Consider the following 16,982-nt stretch of genomic DNA (forward strand, 5'->3'; position numbering starts at 1 on the left):
CGCTATTTTAACATAGAAACAAGTGCCTGCGCGACTTTACAGCCCCCCTTCCGACAGGCACTATGCAGGGCATGGATAAAATAGTTGCCAGCCTTCGCCACAGCCTTCTGCAACAGCTTTTGCTACCCGCCAAAAGTGCAGAGAAGCTACCCGGCATTAACCCTGAAGCCGCGAAAAGCGGTAGTCAGTCCAGTCATACTCAACTGGCGATGCCGCCGGCACTACGGCAATTAATGGCCTCTCAGCAGTCACCCGCACAGCTTATTCAACTGTTACAGCAAATGCCAAACCAGCATAAACTGTTAGACACGCTGCTCAGCCAACTGCAGTTGCCCGCAAACAAGCTGGCTCAGCCGCAGCAGTTACGCCAGCTGGTCAGTGACTGGTTTGCCACTAATCCCGTGCAACAATTAACCCAGCCACCGGTCAGTAGCCCTGCCAACTGGACGCAAAGCTTAAGCCCCGCATTACTGTTGCTTTTACTGGAGCGATTACAGACTAATCAGCAGGCGCCTCAGGTGCGCCAGCTACTGCAGAACCTTTTTGCCTCTACAACGGCAAGTGCAGCGGCGCCTGGTGCAGCTCCAGGCGGACTTATGCAACAGCTCTTTAGCCAACTGCAGGGCAACTTAAATCAAATACGTTTGAGCCAGGTACAGCTCGCTGACAGCAGTGCTGCACAGCAACCTGATTATTATCTGCTGATGCCTTATGAGAGTGAGCAACAACAGCGGCAACTCGAGCTGCTGTTGCGCAAACGTTACCAGAAAAATGAGCAAGAGAAAGACACTGAGTTCTGGCTGTTCAGCATGCGCCTGCAGCCAGAGCGACTTGGGCCTGTGCTGGTCAAAGGGCGTTGGGATGGCGAGCAGGTGCAGCTGCGCTTTTATACGTCCGGCGACAGCGCCTGTCGCTGGTTGCAAAAACAACTACCCGCGCTTAATGAACGTCTTAAAGCACAAGGCCTGAGTCAGGTAGACAGCGAAGCACATACGGGACGGGTACCAGAAACCCTGGCGCCGCAGCCCGCTGAACTAATGCGGGTGAAAGCATGAAGAACGAAGAAAAAAGCGCTATAGGTTTAAGTTACGATGGGCAAAATGCCCCTACGGTGATTGCCAAAGGCTTTAATCAGTTAGCCGATGAAATTATCGCACTAGCCAAAGAACAAGGCGTATTGGTGCACGAAGATCCGGAACTGGCCAACTTCCTATCCAAACTCGATGTCGGCGACGAAATCCCCCGCGAAATCTACGTCATCATCGCCGAAATCATAGCCTTCGCCACCTGGCTCGATCTCAAAGCCTGAGTTGGTTAAAAAGATGGGGTCTGACCCCATTAGTTTCACCGCATCTTTAACGGCGACTATGGAGAGAGATGAGTAATTCAGCTTCGTTACGGGGCAGTTCACATTCGGCCATGAGCTCTTCCACATCAGCGCCTTTTTCAACGAGCTTGGCAGCGCGTTGATAGAAGCGACTTTCCGGGGTCTGTTCTTCCAGCTGTTGCTGTGACTGCTGCAGACTGTCCTGTAACTCAGATAATCGCGCCTGCTCTTGCCGCAATAACGCAAAACTTTGCTCTACTTCACGCTGACGTTGCTGCAATTCGCTGAACTGCTGCATTATATATTGTTGCTCTTCACTCACTGGCTCAGTAACCCGGCGAGCCTGCTCTGCAGCTGCCCGCTGAGCCGCTTTCTCAGCAGCATCACCGGCGGCTTGCGCAGCTGACTGAGCAATTACTCCAGTCAGCTTAAGTTGTTCCTGACGATGAAGGTACAATGCGATCAATACCACTACCACACCCGCCAGTGCTGCCAGAGACAGGCTTAAACCTAACCAGTGCGATAATATTATTTGCTCCATCTTCAGACTACCTTGTTAAATACGTGAGATTTCATCCCACTCATCGTCAGTCAGCAGCTTATTCAGGTCAACCAGAATTAATAATTCACCTTCACGATTACTGACACCCTGAATAAATTTAGCGCTTTCTTCTGTGCCTACGTTAGGCGCACTGTCGATTTCTGAGGTGCGCAAATAAACCACTTCCGCCACACTGTCTACCAGTATACCAATAACCTGCTGGTCCGCTTCAATGATAACCACACGGCTATTGTCGGTCACTTCCGCGGCAGGCAAACCAAAACGAGTACGGGTATCAATTACGGTGACCACGTTGCCACGCAGATTGATAATTCCGAGCACGTAATCGGGAGCACCGGGAACCGGAGCTATTTCACTGTAACGCAGCACTTCCTGAACCTGCATGACGGCAATACCGTAGGTTTCTTCTTCCAGCTGGAAGGTTACCCACTGCAGAATTTTATCATCGCCATCAGTGGCGGTCTGGTTTTTCAAACTACGGTTGTCTTGTTTAGTGCTCATAATTTACTCCATGCCAGTCAACTACTACTTAGTCCTGACTATTCAACCCCTGTTCCAGCATCTCGACCATGGCATCTACGTCCAGAATAGCGCACATTTTTTCGCGCACTACGCCGGCCAGCCAGGGTCGCTTGCCATTGCTACTTTTTCGCCATTGTACGTCATCTGGCGACAATGATTCTGTGGTTACTAAGCTTTCACACGCCAGCCCCCAGCGACTTTCATTCAACATGATCAGATAACGGTAACCTAAAGCGTCGGCCATTTCCTGATTGTATTTTTCTGGCATCACCCATTGAGCTGTATCGACCACATTCAGCTTTTCTTCACGATTGGTCATAATTCCTAAATACCAGGGCGGCTTGCCAAATATGGTGCTGGGTTCCTTCCACTCATGAATACCGCCCAGGCTTTTCAGCGGAACGGCAAGCTTGAGGCCTGCCACACTGAAAAAGAGTGCCTGGAAATCACCTTCATGGTAATCCCGCATACTATCAGCAACAGGGGGTGGTGGAACTTCAACCAGAGCCTCGGACTCAGCTGCAATCTCGTCAGTCTCTTCGACTTCGTCAATCGTCTCAACTTCAGGTTCCGCTACAACCTCAGCTTCTACCGGTGTCGCCTCAACCTCAACAGGTTGTTCAACCTGAGGTTCGGTTTGCTCTTCGGTTTGCGCAAAGGCCTCGTCTTTAACCGCGCTGGCCTGCTGCAATAACTTCTCTACTTTTGCAGTATCCAGCACAGGGGCCGTTCTAATCTCTGGTTCTTCGGTTTCAAGCAGCAAGGCATCCAGGTATTCATTCATTGCCTTGTCTCGTGAAAAGCTACTCATGAGTTCCCCTTACACCGGCTGGTCTTGCGACAGCAAAGTGCTCAGCAGACCATTATAGGCAAAAACACCCCGTGAATTGGGCGCATAAATAGATGGCGGAGTCTGTGCTGTACTAGCATCACGAAATTTAGTGTCTACAGGTATCATGCCGTTCCATACCAGGTCGCCATGCATAGTGCGTAACTTCTGATACGCCTCTAAAGATGCCCGGGTTCGTTTGTCATACAAAGTGGGCACTATAGTCACCTGATGTTGCAGACTCTTAGAATGCTGAATTAATTTCAATGTACCCATCATGCGATCCAGCCCTTTCAACGCCAGGAACTCGGTCTGTACCGGAATAATAACGCGGGTACTGGCGGCCAGCGCATTGACCATTAACACCCCAAGTACTGGCGGCACGTCAATCAATACGTAGTCATAGTCATTCTGCAGCAATTGAGTTAACCGGCGAATCACCAGCCCCATGCCACTTTGCGTGCCGAGTTTGCGATCCAGAGTGGCCAACGCCATGGTCGCTGGCAATACATCCAGGTTGTCAAAACCACTGGCGCAGATTGTCTGCTGAGCCTGCTCACGGGTAACGTCTTTGCCCGCCAGAAATAAGGCGTACATGCTATTACTGAGATCATCGGTATCGATATTAAAGTAATAAGTTAAAGAAGCATGCGGATCCGTGTCGATCAGCAACACCCGCTTGCCACGCTGCGCGAGCATGCCACCGAGGGTCACTGTGGTGGTGGTTTTACCCACCCCACCTTTTTGATTGGCAATAGCCCAGACAATCACAAGCTGCTCCTACTGATAACCCACCTCACGCATAATGCTTCTGGCCATGTTATTCAGAGCAATGCTCTTTTCCGCGATACCCGTGCTGGCAACGGCCTGAGGCATACCATAAACAACACAGGACTCCTGGTCCTGAGCCCATATTTTTGACCCCTGGGCCTTGAGCAAGCGGGCGCCTTCGCGGCCATCCGCGCCCATACCTGTCAAAATAACGGCCAACGCGCTATTGCCATACACTTTGCTCAGTGAGGCAAAAGTAAGATCGACACTAGGGCGATAGGTAATACGTTCACTTTCATCAGCTTTTATACGCAAACGTACATTGCCTGGCCGTCCATCCGCGAGCATTTGCATGCCGCCAGGTGCCAGATAAGCAACGCCGGCTTTAAGCACATCGCCATCACTGGCTTCGCGCACTTCAATCTTACATAAACCATTAAGACGTTGGGCAAAGGCTTTGGTAAAGGCCGCAGGCATATGCTGCACCAGCACTATCGGGTAAGGAAAATTAGCAGGCAGTTGCGTCAAAATTGTCTGCAAGGCAACAGGGCCCCCGGTCGAGGTTCCGATCGCCAGCACTTTATACTGGCTGTTAACCTGCAGATTAGTACCACTAACCGGCGCTGAATCGGCACTCGAAGTACGGCGAACAGGTGCCGCTGGCGAAGGTCTGGTCGCAGCAGGCTCAGTGCGGGTGACTGAACGTCGTGGCACCGACTTACGGGCAATGCTTATAACCCGCTGCTGCAACACATTAACCGCGTCTTCACGATTACGCGCTATATCTTCAAATTTTTTCGGCAGAAAATCTAAAGCGCCCGCTTCCAGTGCATCCAGCGTTGCCTTGGCACCATCGTGGGTCAGGGAGCTGAACATTAGAATAGGTGTTGGGCATTCCGCCATAATACGACGCACGGCACTGATTCCGTCCAGTACCGGCATTTCTATATCCATGGTAATTACATCAGGCTTGAGCTTTTTTGTTTGCTCTATAGCGGCTTCACCGTCTTCGGCGGTACCAACCACATCCAGCTCGGCTGATGCATTCAGTATTTCACTGACCCGGCGCCGAAAGAAGCTCGAGTCATCTACTACAAGAACACGGATTGTCATTAATTGAATTGCCTTTTAGCGTTTGGCGTAATGCTTTAATAAGCTTGGGATATCCAGAATCAGGGCGATGCCACCATCACTGGTGATAGTCGCGCCAGCCATGCCGGGCGTGCCTTGTAGCATGCTGTCGAGAGGCTTAATAACTACTTCTTCCTGACCAATCAGCCCATCCACCACAAAACCTACCTGGCGAGTGCCAAGCTGAACCACAACCACGTGACCATGATCCGGGCGGCTTTGCCGATCCGCATTTCGCTGCAACCAATGCTGCAGATAAAATAAAGGTATCGCTCGCTCACGCACAATCATAGTGCGCTGCCCGTCTACTGTATTAATAAGTTTCTTGTCCAGGCCAATAATTTCGCTGACCTGAGCCAGTGGTAAAGCAAATGTCTGCTTCGCTACCAGAACCATTAAAGTAGGTAAAATCGCCAGCGTTAACGGCACTTTAATTTCTAAAATAGTGCCTTTACCCATTTCTGAGTCAATACGTATAGAGCCATTGAGCTGGTTGATTTTGGTTTTCACCACATCCATACCCACACCACGACCAGAAACGTCTGATATTTCTGTCTTGGTAGAGAAGCCGGCTGCAAAAATCAGGTTATAGGCTTCTTCATTGCTCATACGGGAGGCAGAATCTTCGTCCAGCACCCCTTTTTCTATGGCAATTTTTTTCAATTTTTCAGCATCCATACCGGCGCCATCATCGGTGATGGTAAGCAGAATATGATCGCCTTCCTGAGAAGCACTTAGTTTAACTACACCAACCCGTGGTTTGCCTGACTTTTCACGCTCGTCCGGCATTTCAATGCCGTGATCGACAGAGTTGCGCACCAGGTGGACCAGGGGATCGGCGAGTGCTTCGACCAGATTTTTATCTAAATCGGTATCTTCACCGGACAATTCCAGGGTGATTTCTTTTTTCAACGTACGGGCAAGATCACGCACCACCCGAGGGAAGCGGCCGAAAACTTTCTTAATCGGCTGCATACGGGTTTTCATCACTGCGCCTTGCAGATCGCCTGTCACTACGTCCAGATTAGCAATGGTTTTACTAAGCTCTTCGTCATCCACATCCTGCTTGCTGTCAATGCTCAGCAAGCGGTTGCGCACCAGTACTAATTCGCCGACCATATTCATGATCTCGTCCAGTCGCTTAGTGTCGACCCGAACTGTAGTTTCGGCTGGAGGTGGAGCAGTCTTCGCCGCTGCCTTAGCAGCTGGCGCTGGCTTGGCCACTTCTGCTTTAGCCGCCGGAGCTTTCGCTGCAGGTTTAGCCGCGCCTTCGTCTGTAGTGGCCTTGAACTGCCCTTTACCATGCATATCGTCGAGCAAGGCTTCAAATTCATCATCTGAAATTTTATCGTCGCCGCCTGATGATGCTTTTTCAGCCGCACTGTTCGCTTCTGCTTTAGCCGGTTTATCCGGCTTGGGTTCTACCGGACCACTACCATGCAGCTCGTCCAGCAAAGCTTCGAATTCGTCATCGGTAATATCGTCGTCAGACTTCGACTGAGCCGCTTTTTCCGTTTTGGCTTTTGCTGCCGGCGCTTTTTTACTGCCATGCAACTCATCCAACAGTGATTCGAATTCATCTTCAGTAATTTCGTCAACACCACCTTCACCACTTACACTTTCATTCTGGCTGGCAGCGGGGGCCTGCGGTGCTGCAACAGGTTCAGCTTCGTCTTCACTGGCAGGTTTGCTCAGTTTTTCCAACAGCTTCAGCAATTCGGGATCAGCTGGCGTGCAATTTTCACGCGCCCGAACCTGAGCGAACTGCTCATTGATAGTATCCAGCGACTGCAGGATTATATCCATCAGCTCTGATGAGACTTTTCGTCCGCCGTTACGCAAGGTATCGAATACGTTTTCCGCGCCATGACAGGTATCCACCAGCTCCGTCAGCGACAGAAATCCAGCGCCCCCCTTCACGGTATGAAAGCCACGGAAGATTGCGTTCAACAAATCACGATTATCTGGATCATTTTCTAATTGAACCAGCTGCTCAGAAAGCAGCTCCAGAATTTCTCCGGCCTCAATTAAAAAGTCCTGTAGAATATCTTCATCTACATCAAAGCTCATTCGCTCGGCGCTCCTAGAATCCTAAACTCGATAGCAGGTCATCCACATCATCCTGGCCAGTAACTACGTCATTACGTGAGTCCGGGTCGATAATGGGGCCTTCCGCTCCTGTGGGCTGCTCTTTTGCGGCTTTCGCCGGGCTGCCTTTACGCTCTGCACGGGCTTTTTCCTGATCGCCAAACACCGTTAACAGCTCAATCAAACTTTCTTCGACTTCCTGTACCAGTTCTATGACCCGACGGATCACCTGACCAGTCAAATCCTGAAAATCCTGCGCCATTAACACTTCAGTCAACAACATATGCAGATTTTCACTGTTGCCACGAGCCTGCCCAAAGAAGTTATCGAGCTGATGACACATTTTCTTGAATTCTTTTAATTCAATGTCACGGCTCATTAACTTATCCCAGACTGGGCGGATATTATCAATTTCACGTCCCAGACTTTCCGCCAGCGGCAGGCTGGCCTCTACTGCATCCATGGTTCGGTTAGCAGCATCTTCAGTACGTTCCATGACGTAGTTCAGGCGATTTTTGGCATCCGGCAAGTCATCTGAAGTCATTTTTTCCAGCCGTGGATCGAGCTGAAAATCAGATAACGAATCATGCAACTGACGGGTAAGTTTGCCAACAGACATGAACAAGTCATCGCTGCTCTCATCTTTTAAACCAAGGAAAAGCGCGTTCGCTTCTTCCTGCTTATCAGCTTCGAGTAAGATTACCAGCTCACGTGCCTGTTCAAGGCTAATTGCCGGCCCAACTTCGCTTTTCATAGGCTGGTCCTTGCTTTGATTACCCAAGACGTTCAAACACTTTGTCCAGTTTTTCTTTCAACGTGGCCGCCGTAAAAGGTTTTACTATATATCCGTTTACACCCGCTTGAGCTGCCTCAATGATCTGTTCACGTTTCGCCTCCGCCGTCACCATAAGCACAGGAATCTCTTTCATGCTGTCGTCGGCCCGAATAGCCCGCAACAGATCAATCCCCTGCATACCAGGCATGTTCCAGTCAGTTACAACAAAATCAAAATCACCATTCTGCAGCATCGGCAGCGCGGTAGTACCGTCATCTGCTTCTTCTATATTCTGGAAACCAAGATCACGTAACAGATTCTTGATAATACGTCGCATCGTAGAAAAGTCGTCTACGACCAGGATTTTCATACTTTTATCCAAAGTACCCTCCACTGAGGCAATTGATTTATAAAAGGTTAATTATTATATCAGCCAGTCCAGTCTTGCATACGCGATTTTAGTCGTAGCATGGCCTGGCTGTGTATCTGACTTACCCGAGATTCGCTGACACTTAATACTTCACCAATTTCTTTTAAGTTCAGTTCTTCATCGTAATATAAAGACAATACCAGCGCTTCACGTTCTGGCAAAGTCCGAATTGAAGCTGATAAAGAGCGCTGGAACGCATCCTGCTCTATATCATTAAAAGGGCCATCAAAAGAAGCGTCCTGCTTATCAGAAAGCAAAGCGTCTTCCGTTACCCCTAAATCTTCGATGCCAATCATACGCCCTGAGCGCACGTCATTCAAAATATGATGATAATCATCGAGTTCCATATTCAGTTTTTCGGCAACTTCCAAATCCCGTGCATCGCGGCCAGTCTCACTTTCAACTTCACGAATAGCGGTCGCAATCAGGCGGCTATTTTTATGCACTGAACGAGGTGCCCAGTCGCCACGCCGGATTTCATCCAGCATGGCACCGCGAATACGGATCCCGGCAAAGGTTTCAAAACTGGCCCCTTTGCTATGATCAAAATTACCTGATGCCTCCAACAGGCCTATCATGCCTGCCTGAATCAGGTCATCGACCTGCACACTGGCGGGTAAACGGGCCACCATATGGTGCGCTATACGTTTCACCAGATTGGTATGTTGTTCAACAATCTGGGTCCGGTCGTCGCGAGATATCGCGTAGGCAGCTGCTTTACTCATTGGCCACCCCTTTATAGGTTGTCGGCTGTTGTACTAATTGCTCAATAAAAAATTCTAAATGACCGCCTGGCTGACCACTGACCGGCCACCTGGCCGCCCGGTGGGCCAGCGCTTTAAATGCCAGTGAAGAAGGCGATCTGGGAAAGGCTTCTATCACCAGTTGCTGACGCCTCACGCCTTTGCGCAGGTTTTCGTCATAAGGCACTATAGCGGCCAGCTCCAGCGCTACATCAAGGAAGCGGTCGGTCACTTTAGTCAGCTTGTTGAATAAAACCTGCCCTTCACGCATGGTTCGCACCATGTTGGCAATGACTTTAAAACGGAACACCTGATGCTCCCGGCTGAGTACCTTGACCAGTGCGTAAGCATCAGTAATCGACGTAGGCTCGTCACAGACCACCAGAACCACATCCTGAGCAGCACGGGAAAAACTAAGAACCATATCCGATATGCCTGCCGCAGTGTCGATGATTAAGACATCGAAATCTTCCTGCATGGAGCTGAAGGCGCGAATCAGGCCAGCGTGTTCTGCAGGGCTTAATTCAACCATATTGCGGGTGCCTGAGGTGGCTGGCACTATTTTTATGCCCGCCGGGCCTTCTACCAGAATATCATCTAAGTCGCACTGTCCAGCCAGCACATGAGACAGATTCCGGCGCACTCGTAGCCCCAACATGACATCTACATTGGCCAGCCCCAAATCAGCGTCCAGAACTAATACTCGCTGCCCTTGCTGAGCCATGCCCACGGCCATATTCAGAGAAACATTGGTTTTACCCACGCCTCCTTTGCCGCCGGTGACCGCAATCACCTTGACCATGCTCTGCTTCATCATTTTGCGTAAACCGCTTGCTTGATCTATCACGATAGTTATCTCTTCTTATTACTGCTGTGACAGCTGCGAACTCGCTTCCGCATTAAAGCGGTAGCTCTCGGGCTTAGTCTTTGCTGCCATAGCTGCAGCCTGTTCTATCAGATAACGCGCATCAGCTACCTTGATATCTTCAGGAACCTGCTGGCCATCCGTCAGATAACTGATCGGCAGGCTGTTATGAATCGCGGTACTTAATACTTCACCCAGGCTCAGACATTCATCCAGCTTGGTGAAAATACAGCCATTCAACGGAATCTTTTTAAACTGGCGCACAATTTCATTCTGCACCGGAGCCTGGGCTGTCGAGGAAAGCACCAGGTAAGGCCGGATACGCAGTCGTGAGTTTTCCATCAAGGTCGACAACTGCTCACTTAAACGTAAGTCTCGCTGGCCCATTCCTGCGGTATCTATCAGCACCAGGCGGCGCTGACGTAGCTGTAATAACACCGCATTTAGTTCGTCGGCGTCTTTGGCTACTTTAATCGGGCAACCGATAATCCGGGCATAGGTTTGTAGTTGCTCACTGGCGGCAATCCGGAAGGTGTCCGTAGTGACCATAGCGACACTGTCCGGCCCATGCATCTGCGCGTAACGCGCGGCTAATTTAGCAACCGTAGTCGTTTTACCTACGCCAGTCGGTCCCACCAGAGCGACAATGCCGCCCTGCTGTAAAATATCATTTCGGGTCGTCGCTATCTGGCCCTGCAATAAATCGATGGTTTGCTTCCAGGCTTCATCTTCACTTAAGCCTTCCGGAATAAAACAGGACAACTGATCCGATACCTGCTCGGTAAGACCAAGTTCAGTCAGCTTCTTTATCAACATAGCGCGGGTCGGTTCTCGGCGCTCCATATCCTGCCACATAAGCCCTGATACCTGCTGTTCCAGCAAGTTACGAATGGCAGACATATCCGATTTCATAGAGCTGATGGTGGCGTCCTGAGTACTCAGGCGCTGCTGCAAAACATCCTGCTCTGCGCCTCGCGGAGAAGGTCGCTGTGAAGATTCCCTCGATTCTCTGGGCGCTGCAAAACCAGCATAGTGTTCGTCATGCTGCTGGTTATGTTGTGCTTCCTGACTGGGGTCCAGGGGGTCATACGCAGGCTTAGCTTTTTCTTCCCGGCTACGGCGAGGTGGCACAGGATCAGGTTCTCCCTGCTGGCGTGCTAATAAAGCCTGCAGGGAGTCAGCAATAGCTTCCTGCTTTTCAGGACCACCACGGACTACCTGTTGACCTGAGTCAGATGCAGAGTTACGGCGTTTAGGTTCAGGTGCCTCCTGATCAAAGGCGGCCATTATTTCGACCCCCCCGCTGACTCGTTTGTTAGACATGATCACCGCGTCAGGGCCAAGAACTTCTTTAACTTCAGCCAATGCTGAGCGCATATCTGTGCCAAAAAAACGTTTTATTTTCACCTTTCCCCCTGACGAATTGACTACTGACCGATTGAGCTGACAATTCGAATTTGTTTATCATCCGGGACTTCCTGATACGACAGCACGTGCATGCCCGGAATGGTATTGCGCACAAAGCGCGATAATGTAGTACGCAGTACACCTGAAGTTAAAAGCACCGACGGTTGCCCGTTCATTTCCTGATGCTGATGCGCATCATGCAGTGACTGCTGAATTTTTTCCGCCATGCCTGGCTCAATACCCGCACTTTCATTTCCTGCTGCCTGCATAGACTGATGCAACATCTGTTCCAGTTCCGGCGCCAAGGTTATGACAGGTAACTCTTCCATGCCGCCAGCAGCTTCCTGAACAATCAAGCGACGCAGAGCAATACGGCTGGCTGCGGTTAACACATCAGTGTCCTGACTCTTACCGCCATATTCGACCAGCGTTTGCGCTATGGTACGAAAATCACGCACCGGAACGCCTTCGTCCAGCAGGTTCTGTAATACTTTAACCACGTTGCCTAACGTCATCACGTCCGGCACCAGCCCTTCAACCAGCTTCGGATGCTGTTTAGCCAGCATATCCAGCAGCTGCTGGCCTTCTTCATGACCCATCAGATGAGAAGAATTGTTGGTTAAAATCTGGCTCAAATGAGTGGCAATCACAGTGGCCGCGTCCACCACGGTATAACCCAGTGTCTGCGCATGTTCGCGCTCTTCAGCGCGGATCCAGGTTGCCTCCAGGCCAAAAGCCGGGTCTTTGGTTTTTTCACCTTTCAGCTCGCCAAATACCTGGCCTGGGTTAATCGCAAGTTCCCACTCCGGGCGTATTTCAGCTTCACCGAAGGTCACTCCCATTAGAGTAATTCGATAATGGTTAGGCCCTAAGTCGAGGTTGTCACGAATGTGCACCGCTGGTACCAGAAAACCTAATTCCTGCGAGAGCTTCTTGCGCACGCCTTTAATACGCGCCAACAACTCGCCGCCCTGTGATTTATCCACCATTGGAATTAAGCGGTATCCGACTTCAAGCCCAATGGTGTCAACCTGATGAACATCATCCCAGCCAATCTCTTTTTGCTCATGAGTTTTGGATTCAGTAACCGCTCTTTCCTGTTCAACCAGCTCACCGGCTACCTCGTCTTTCATAGTGCGGGCGCGCAGGTAAGCCATACCACCGATCAACGCAGCCATGGTCAGGAAGGCAAAGTGCGGCATGCCGGGGACTATGCCCATCAGGAATAAAATGCCCGCTACTATGGTCAGCACCCGTGGGTTGCTCATCAGCTGCAGGTTCACCTGCTCGCTCATATCTTTGTCAGCATTTTCCCGGGTAATTACGATAGCAGTAGCGACTGACAACAACAGTGAAGGTATTTGAGCGACCAGGCCATCACCTATGGTCAGCAGCGTATAAACTTCAACTGCATTGCCGAAACTCAGACCATGCTGCACCATACCAATCAGAAAACCGCCAATCAGATTGATCAGCAGGATCAGAATGCCGGCAACAGCATCCCCTTTGACGAATTTACTGGCACCGTCCATGGAACCGTAAAAGTCAGCTTCCCGGGTGACATCAGAACGCCGTGTCTTGGCTTCCTCCTGGGAAATCAGACCGGAATTTAAATCGGCATCAATGGCCATTTGCTTCCCTGGCATAGCATCCAGGGTAAAGCGTGCTGTTACTTCAGAAATACGGCCAGCACCTTTGGTGATAACCACGAAGTTGATAATAATAAGAATGGCAAATACGACCAGGCCGACCGTATAGTTACCGCCAATAACCACGCTACCAAAAGACTCGATCACGCTACCGGCAGCATCCGGACCTTCGTGCCCGTTCAGCAGAACCACCCGGGTTGAGGCGATATTCAGACTCAAGCGCAATAAAGTCGCTATTAGCAATATGGTTGGAAATGCCGCGAAATCCAGAGGTCGCCGGGTGTAAACCGCCACCAGCAAGACCACCATCGAAAGCGTGATATTAAACGAGAATAAAGTATCCAGCAGCATCGGGGGCATCGGTAGTATCACCATCGCCAGCACCGCCAGAACAAATAACGGCGTACCAACCCCTTTTACGTGCTGCTTATTATTCTGAAAAAAAGTATTCAGTGCGCCAAACTGTTGCTGCATCCTGATAAAAAACCTTTCAACTGCTCAAGGCAGATTAAAAACAGACAGGAAGTGTCAAGAAAGTGTCAACGTCCCCCACAAGTAAAGGCTACTATACAAAATTCAGGCCACTTTATTTATGGCGCCTGCAACTCGCATAAAAGAGGCTGCCAGCGCGCATTTATAAAGGGGTTTATATAATCAGTCTGTTGCTCCTGAAAGGTCTGGTAACGCGTTTCCAGGGTAGGCAAGCCTAGCTGCAAATGCAAATAAAGTGTAAAAACTGCCAAACTTCCGGCACCCATAATCAGGCTAGCCACCAGCAGTTCGATCAAACTCATACCTGAGACTAAAAATCGCATACCATTACTCCGCCTCTGCCACATACCAGTAGGCTCCACACGTACCCTCCGCTACGTGCAACCGGCGCTGACGCGAAAAACCACTGGGTTGCTCGTGTATTTCTATCGACCAGCATGCAGTGCCGCTTGTTTGTCCGGGAGCCAGGTGCTGACAGGTTACGGGCAGAACCTCATACTGCAGAGACGTGCCCGGCAAATCATGCTGACCACTTACCTGCGTAGCGCTCGCACCCAGTACAATGGTCTGTTCTGCCAATTCATCAAATAACTGACGCATCTGCAGACTACGTTGCAGGGCTTTTCCGTCCAAAGCGGCTAAGGCTTGTAATTGCTGCTGATTATTGTTCAGTGCCCATAAAGTCAGCAGACTCATTTGCAGCAGCAACACCACCATAGCAATCAACGATGCGCCACTGTTACCCCGCGTACCCGCCTTCATGGTTCAAGCACCACCGGTGCCGCAAGTAAATAACGCCACTCCCAGTTACGCCCTCCATAAGTCGCCGAGAGCCTCAACATAGCCTGCTGCTGCGGCAACGACTGAATAACAAACTGGTTTAGCTGAAATCCATTTACATCATGCAACGCAATCCACCCGCTATCCTCACAGCCACGGTCCTGTGGTCGCCACTGCAATGTACCCTGCCGTAAACGTACGCCGTGCTCAGCATATAACACGCAGTCCTCCTGCCAGTGCCAGCGCCAGTGACCACTTTCGCCAGAGCGCTCCAGATCCCGCGCCAGCCAGAAAGCCAACTGATAGAAAAGCTGGGCTTGAGTATGTAACTGCTGCTGACGGTTTGCCTGGCCCCAGATCCCCGTCAGTAAACCCAGCCAGGCAACTAACAATACAGCGCTTATTAAGAGCACCAGAATAAGCTCCAACAGAGAGAATCCTTTTGCCCGGCTAGCTGTCACAGTGTGCTACCCCATGCAATGCCGTGCCCCACTGGCACCAACGGATGCGCCCAAGCGAACTTATAATCAAGCCAGAGACTTCCGCATGACTGGCTTTTACAATCGCAACCTGACCAGCACTGAAAGCTGCGAAGCCCCGCCCAGCCGTGAACTGAACAGGAGTATTACGGCCGTAATTGTGTTTAAACTGAAAACCATGCTCAAGCAAAAAAGCACTGGGTTGGCACTTGTCGATAGCCTCATCGGCAAATCCAGTACATAAATAATCACGATCAATACGTAACACAACATCTCGTTCGCTGGTAATGGCTAATTGCCGGGCATGCTGAAACTCAGCTAAGGTAAGTAACGAATAATGACGTAGCTTTTGATTGTTCCAACTATTGCTCAGCATCGGGTAGGTCAAAGCGCCAGCCACCCCTAGCAAAAAGATTGCAATTGTCAGTTCGATTAAAGAAAAACCGGCACTAAAACGCATAAAGCCCCCGTTTTAAAAACAAGGGCTTTAGTATGGCTACTATTTCAGCAGGCTAGGGGCAATTACGTAATCACGGACAAATCATCAGACCTGAGTTACGCGTAACTCCGGTGGGATTGAAAAAGTCACATTTTCTTCCCGTCCCTGCAACTCTTCAACTTCGCTGCTACCCCAGTCGCGAAGCTGCTGCACCACCTCCTGCACCAGTACATCCGGGGCTGACGCGCCAGCAGTTACTCCAACACTGGAAACGTCTTTAAACCACTCATGGTTCATGCAACGCGCATCGTCAATTAAATAAGCGGTAGTGCCCATCTTCTCCGCCAGTTCACGCAGTCGGTTTGAATTAGAACTGTTACGCGCGCCTACTACGAGCAGAATATCCACATCCGCCGCCATTTCGCGCACCGCATCCTGGCGGTTCTGAGTGGCATAACAAATATCGTCTTTTCGTGGCCCCTGAATAGCCGGGAAGCGCAGACGAAGTGCGTCAATAACATCAGCCGTGTCATCAACCGAGAGAGTGGTCTGACTCATATAATGCAGATTTTGCACGTCTTTAACCTGAAGTTTGCCGACATCCGCAACCGACTCAACCAGATAAATGCCGCCGTCGTTATTCAGGTACTGACCCATAGTGCCTTCTACTTCAGGGTGGCCCGCATGACCGATTAAAATACATTCATGTCCGCGTCGGCTGGCGCGAGTGACTTCCATATGTACCTTAGTTACCAGCGGACAGGTAGCGTCAAAAACTTTAAGTCCACGATCAGTAGCCGCCTGACGTACTGCCTTCGAAACCCCGTGGGCGCTAAAGATAACAATGCTGTCGTCAGGCACCTGATGTAGTTCTTCGACGAAGACCGCCCCCCGTTCACGCAACCCTTCCACTACATACTTATTGTGCACCACTTCATGACGCACATAGATAGGTGGCGAGAACATAGCCAGGGCCTGTTCTACGATAGTGATCGCGCGATCCACGCCAGCGCAGAATCCACGAGGATTAGCCAGAACTACTTTCATGCGTCCTCCACACTAAGAATTTCCACCGCAAAAACAACCGCTTGTCCGGCCAACGGGTGATTAAAATCAATAGTTACTTCGTTGCCTTCAACTTTACGCACTATGCCCGGCACTTCACGACCATCCGGTTGGGTAAAGGCAATAATAGCACCCGGTTCTGCGGGGGTTTCATCCGAAAACTTATGCTTATCTATGTGATAAATATTCTCTGGCAAAGGTTGGCCAAAAGCTTCCTCTGGCTGCAGAGTAAATTCACGCTCATCGCCAGCTTTAAGACCATGCAGATGTTTTTCAAAGTTTTCCGTTAGATTACCATCACCCATACGAAAACGCGCAGGCTTACCATGCACCTTAGAGCTGTCAGCCGCCGAACCATCTTCCAGTTTAATGGAAAAATGCATAGTTACACGACTGTTGTCACCTATTACTGCCAGTTCACTCATCTAATTACCTTTTATTGGGGTCAGAGCTAAAATTCACCACTTCAAATCACCACACAACATTGGGGTCAGAGCTAAAACTCACCACCACAAAAAAGCTAAAGAGCAGCAATGGCAGTGGGTTTAGAGCTAAAACACAGTATTCAAAAATGGTTAGTTTTAGCTCTGACCCCATTATTTTTTACATTCAGGGGTGGTTAATTTTA

Annotated in this window: 20 protein-coding genes; 2 read left to right on the plus strand and 18 right to left on the minus strand. The window is 50.2% G+C overall.

Annotated elements, in window-relative coordinates; all coding sequences use genetic code 11:
* Positions 1-71 precede the first annotated feature (71 nt).
* Together fliK and CWE09_RS06510 are read left to right on the plus strand one after the other, a co-directional pair.
* Complete coding sequence (gene fliK, locus CWE09_RS06505) at positions 72-1,055, plus strand: flagellar hook-length control protein FliK (RefSeq protein WP_157982825.1); 984 nt, start codon at positions 72-74, stop codon at positions 1,053-1,055.
* Positions 1,052-1,309 carry an EscU/YscU/HrcU family type III secretion system export apparatus switch protein gene (locus CWE09_RS06510; protein WP_126803170.1) on the plus strand — a complete coding sequence of 86 codons (258 nt, stop codon included), beginning with the start codon at positions 1,052-1,054 and terminating at the stop codon, positions 1,307-1,309. Before fliK ends, CWE09_RS06510 begins: the two co-directional genes overlap by 4 nt.
* A 46-nt stretch (positions 1,310-1,355) precedes the next feature.
* Here CWE09_RS06510 and CWE09_RS14255 read toward each other — a convergent pair whose 3' ends face one another.
* From CWE09_RS14255 to fkpB, 18 genes are all read right to left on the minus strand, one after another.
* Entirely contained in the window at positions 1,356-1,868 is a 513-nt protein-coding gene (locus tag CWE09_RS14255) for a DUF2802 domain-containing protein (protein WP_241974312.1), read from the minus strand.
* Between the two features lie 15 nt (positions 1,869-1,883).
* Entirely contained in the window at positions 1,884-2,390 is a 507-nt protein-coding gene (locus tag CWE09_RS06520) for a chemotaxis protein CheW (protein WP_126803171.1), read from the minus strand.
* Between the two features lie 28 nt (positions 2,391-2,418).
* On the minus strand, positions 2,419-3,222 hold the full coding sequence (locus tag CWE09_RS06525; protein WP_126803172.1) for a chemotaxis protein CheW: 804 nt from the start codon (positions 3,220-3,222) through the stop codon (positions 2,419-2,421).
* 9 nt (positions 3,223-3,231) lie between these two features.
* Positions 3,232-4,011 (minus strand): ParA family protein, encoded by a 780-nt coding sequence (locus CWE09_RS06530; protein WP_126803173.1) that lies wholly within the window; start codon positions 4,009-4,011, stop codon positions 3,232-3,234.
* A 9-nt stretch (positions 4,012-4,020) separates the two neighbouring features.
* Positions 4,021-5,124 carry a protein-glutamate methylesterase/protein-glutamine glutaminase gene (locus CWE09_RS06535; RefSeq protein WP_126803174.1) on the minus strand — a complete coding sequence of 368 codons (1,104 nt, stop codon included), beginning with the start codon at positions 5,122-5,124 and terminating at the stop codon, positions 4,021-4,023.
* A 15-nt stretch (positions 5,125-5,139) separates the two neighbouring features.
* A complete protein-coding gene (locus CWE09_RS06540; RefSeq protein WP_126803175.1) occupies positions 5,140-7,212 on the minus strand; it encodes a chemotaxis protein CheA in 2,073 nt (690 codons plus the stop codon).
* A 13-nt stretch (positions 7,213-7,225) separates the two neighbouring features.
* Positions 7,226-7,984, minus strand: coding sequence for a protein phosphatase CheZ (locus CWE09_RS06545; RefSeq protein ID WP_126803176.1), 759 nt, complete (start codon positions 7,982-7,984; stop codon positions 7,226-7,228).
* A gap of 19 nt (positions 7,985-8,003) precedes the next feature.
* Entirely contained in the window at positions 8,004-8,387 is a 384-nt protein-coding gene (gene cheY, locus CWE09_RS06550; RefSeq protein ID WP_126803177.1) for a chemotaxis response regulator CheY, read from the minus strand.
* Positions 8,388-8,434: 47 nt separating this feature from the next.
* Entirely contained in the window at positions 8,435-9,160 is a 726-nt protein-coding gene (locus tag CWE09_RS06555) for an RNA polymerase sigma factor FliA (protein ID WP_126803178.1), read from the minus strand.
* On the minus strand, positions 9,153-9,995 hold the full coding sequence (locus CWE09_RS06560; protein WP_198679731.1) for a MinD/ParA family protein: 843 nt from the start codon (positions 9,993-9,995) through the stop codon (positions 9,153-9,155). The genes CWE09_RS06555 and CWE09_RS06560 overlap by 8 nt, the downstream gene beginning before the upstream one ends.
* Before the next feature lie 48 nt (positions 9,996-10,043).
* On the minus strand, positions 10,044-11,450 hold the full coding sequence (flhF, locus tag CWE09_RS06565; protein WP_126803179.1) for a flagellar biosynthesis GTPase FlhF: 1,407 nt from the start codon (positions 11,448-11,450) through the stop codon (positions 10,044-10,046).
* 20 nt (positions 11,451-11,470) lie between these two features.
* Positions 11,471-13,573: a flagellar biosynthesis protein FlhA gene (gene flhA / locus CWE09_RS06570; protein WP_126803180.1), complete on the minus strand. Its 2,103-nt coding sequence runs from the start codon at positions 13,571-13,573 to the stop codon at positions 11,471-11,473.
* Between the two features lie 116 nt (positions 13,574-13,689).
* The gene (locus CWE09_RS06575) at positions 13,690-13,914 is read right to left on the minus strand and encodes a prepilin-type N-terminal cleavage/methylation domain-containing protein (protein ID WP_126803181.1); all 225 of its coding nucleotides are present in this window, start codon (positions 13,912-13,914) and stop codon (positions 13,690-13,692) included.
* A gap of 4 nt (positions 13,915-13,918) precedes the next feature.
* Positions 13,919-14,353, minus strand: a complete 435-nt coding sequence (locus CWE09_RS06580) for a hypothetical protein (RefSeq protein WP_126803182.1) — start codon at positions 14,351-14,353, stop codon at positions 13,919-13,921.
* Positions 14,350-14,832: a prepilin-type N-terminal cleavage/methylation domain-containing protein gene (locus CWE09_RS06585; protein ID WP_126803183.1), complete on the minus strand. Its 483-nt coding sequence runs from the start codon at positions 14,830-14,832 to the stop codon at positions 14,350-14,352. The genes CWE09_RS06580 and CWE09_RS06585 overlap by 4 nt, the downstream gene beginning before the upstream one ends.
* Positions 14,822-15,310 (minus strand): prepilin-type N-terminal cleavage/methylation domain-containing protein, encoded by a 489-nt coding sequence (locus CWE09_RS06590; protein ID WP_126803184.1) that lies wholly within the window; start codon positions 15,308-15,310, stop codon positions 14,822-14,824. Before CWE09_RS06590 ends, CWE09_RS06585 begins: the two co-directional genes overlap by 11 nt.
* Positions 15,311-15,394: 84 nt before the next feature.
* A complete protein-coding gene (gene ispH / locus CWE09_RS06595; protein WP_126803185.1) occupies positions 15,395-16,336 on the minus strand; it encodes a 4-hydroxy-3-methylbut-2-enyl diphosphate reductase in 942 nt (313 codons plus the stop codon).
* The gene (gene fkpB / locus CWE09_RS06600) at positions 16,333-16,779 is read right to left on the minus strand and encodes an FKBP-type peptidyl-prolyl cis-trans isomerase (protein ID WP_126803186.1); all 447 of its coding nucleotides are present in this window, start codon (positions 16,777-16,779) and stop codon (positions 16,333-16,335) included. Before fkpB ends, ispH begins: the two co-directional genes overlap by 4 nt.
* Between the last annotated feature and the right edge of the window lie 203 nt (positions 16,780-16,982).

This window comes from Aliidiomarina minuta, assembly GCF_003987145.1.
Classification (GTDB): Bacteria; Pseudomonadota; Gammaproteobacteria; order Enterobacterales; family Alteromonadaceae; genus Aliidiomarina; species Aliidiomarina minuta.

Bases quoted from the DNA above. Each gene is read 5' to 3' on its own strand.
- CWE09_RS06525 (WP_126803172.1), bottom strand. From the start codon at position 3,222: ATGAGTAGCTTTTCACGAGACAAGGCAATGAATGAATACCTGGATGCC.
- CWE09_RS06535 (WP_126803174.1), bottom strand. From the start codon at position 5,124: ATGACAATCCGTGTTCTTGTAGTAGATGACTCGAGCTTCTTTCGGCGC.
- CWE09_RS06540 (WP_126803175.1), bottom strand. From the start codon at position 7,212: ATGAGCTTTGATGTAGATGAAGATATTCTACAGGACTTTTTAATTGAG.
- CWE09_RS14255 (WP_241974312.1), bottom strand. From the start codon at position 1,868: ATGGAGCAAATAATATTATCGCACTGGTTAGGTTTAAGCCTGTCTCTG.
- ispH (WP_126803185.1), bottom strand. From the start codon at position 16,336: ATGAAAGTAGTTCTGGCTAATCCTCGTGGATTCTGCGCTGGCGTGGAT.
- CWE09_RS06590 (WP_126803184.1), bottom strand. From the start codon at position 15,310: ATGCGTTTTAGTGCCGGTTTTTCTTTAATCGAACTGACAATTGCAATC.
- CWE09_RS06510 (WP_126803170.1), top strand. From the start codon at position 1,052: ATGAAGAACGAAGAAAAAAGCGCTATAGGTTTAAGTTACGATGGGCAA.
- CWE09_RS06555 (WP_126803178.1), bottom strand. From the start codon at position 9,160: ATGAGTAAAGCAGCTGCCTACGCGATATCTCGCGACGACCGGACCCAG.
- fkpB (WP_126803186.1), bottom strand. From the start codon at position 16,779: ATGAGTGAACTGGCAGTAATAGGTGACAACAGTCGTGTAACTATGCAT.
- CWE09_RS06575 (WP_126803181.1), bottom strand. From the start codon at position 13,914: ATGCGATTTTTAGTCTCAGGTATGAGTTTGATCGAACTGCTGGTGGCT.
- fliK (WP_157982825.1), top strand. From the start codon at position 72: ATGGATAAAATAGTTGCCAGCCTTCGCCACAGCCTTCTGCAACAGCTT.
- CWE09_RS06545 (WP_126803176.1), bottom strand. From the start codon at position 7,984: ATGAAAAGCGAAGTTGGGCCGGCAATTAGCCTTGAACAGGCACGTGAG.
- CWE09_RS06520 (WP_126803171.1), bottom strand. From the start codon at position 2,390: ATGAGCACTAAACAAGACAACCGTAGTTTGAAAAACCAGACCGCCACT.
- CWE09_RS06560 (WP_198679731.1), bottom strand. From the start codon at position 9,995: ATGATGAAGCAGAGCATGGTCAAGGTGATTGCGGTCACCGGCGGCAAA.
- flhA (WP_126803180.1), bottom strand. From the start codon at position 13,573: ATGCAGCAACAGTTTGGCGCACTGAATACTTTTTTTCAGAATAATAAG.
- CWE09_RS06580 (WP_126803182.1), bottom strand. From the start codon at position 14,353: ATGAAGGCGGGTACGCGGGGTAACAGTGGCGCATCGTTGATTGCTATG.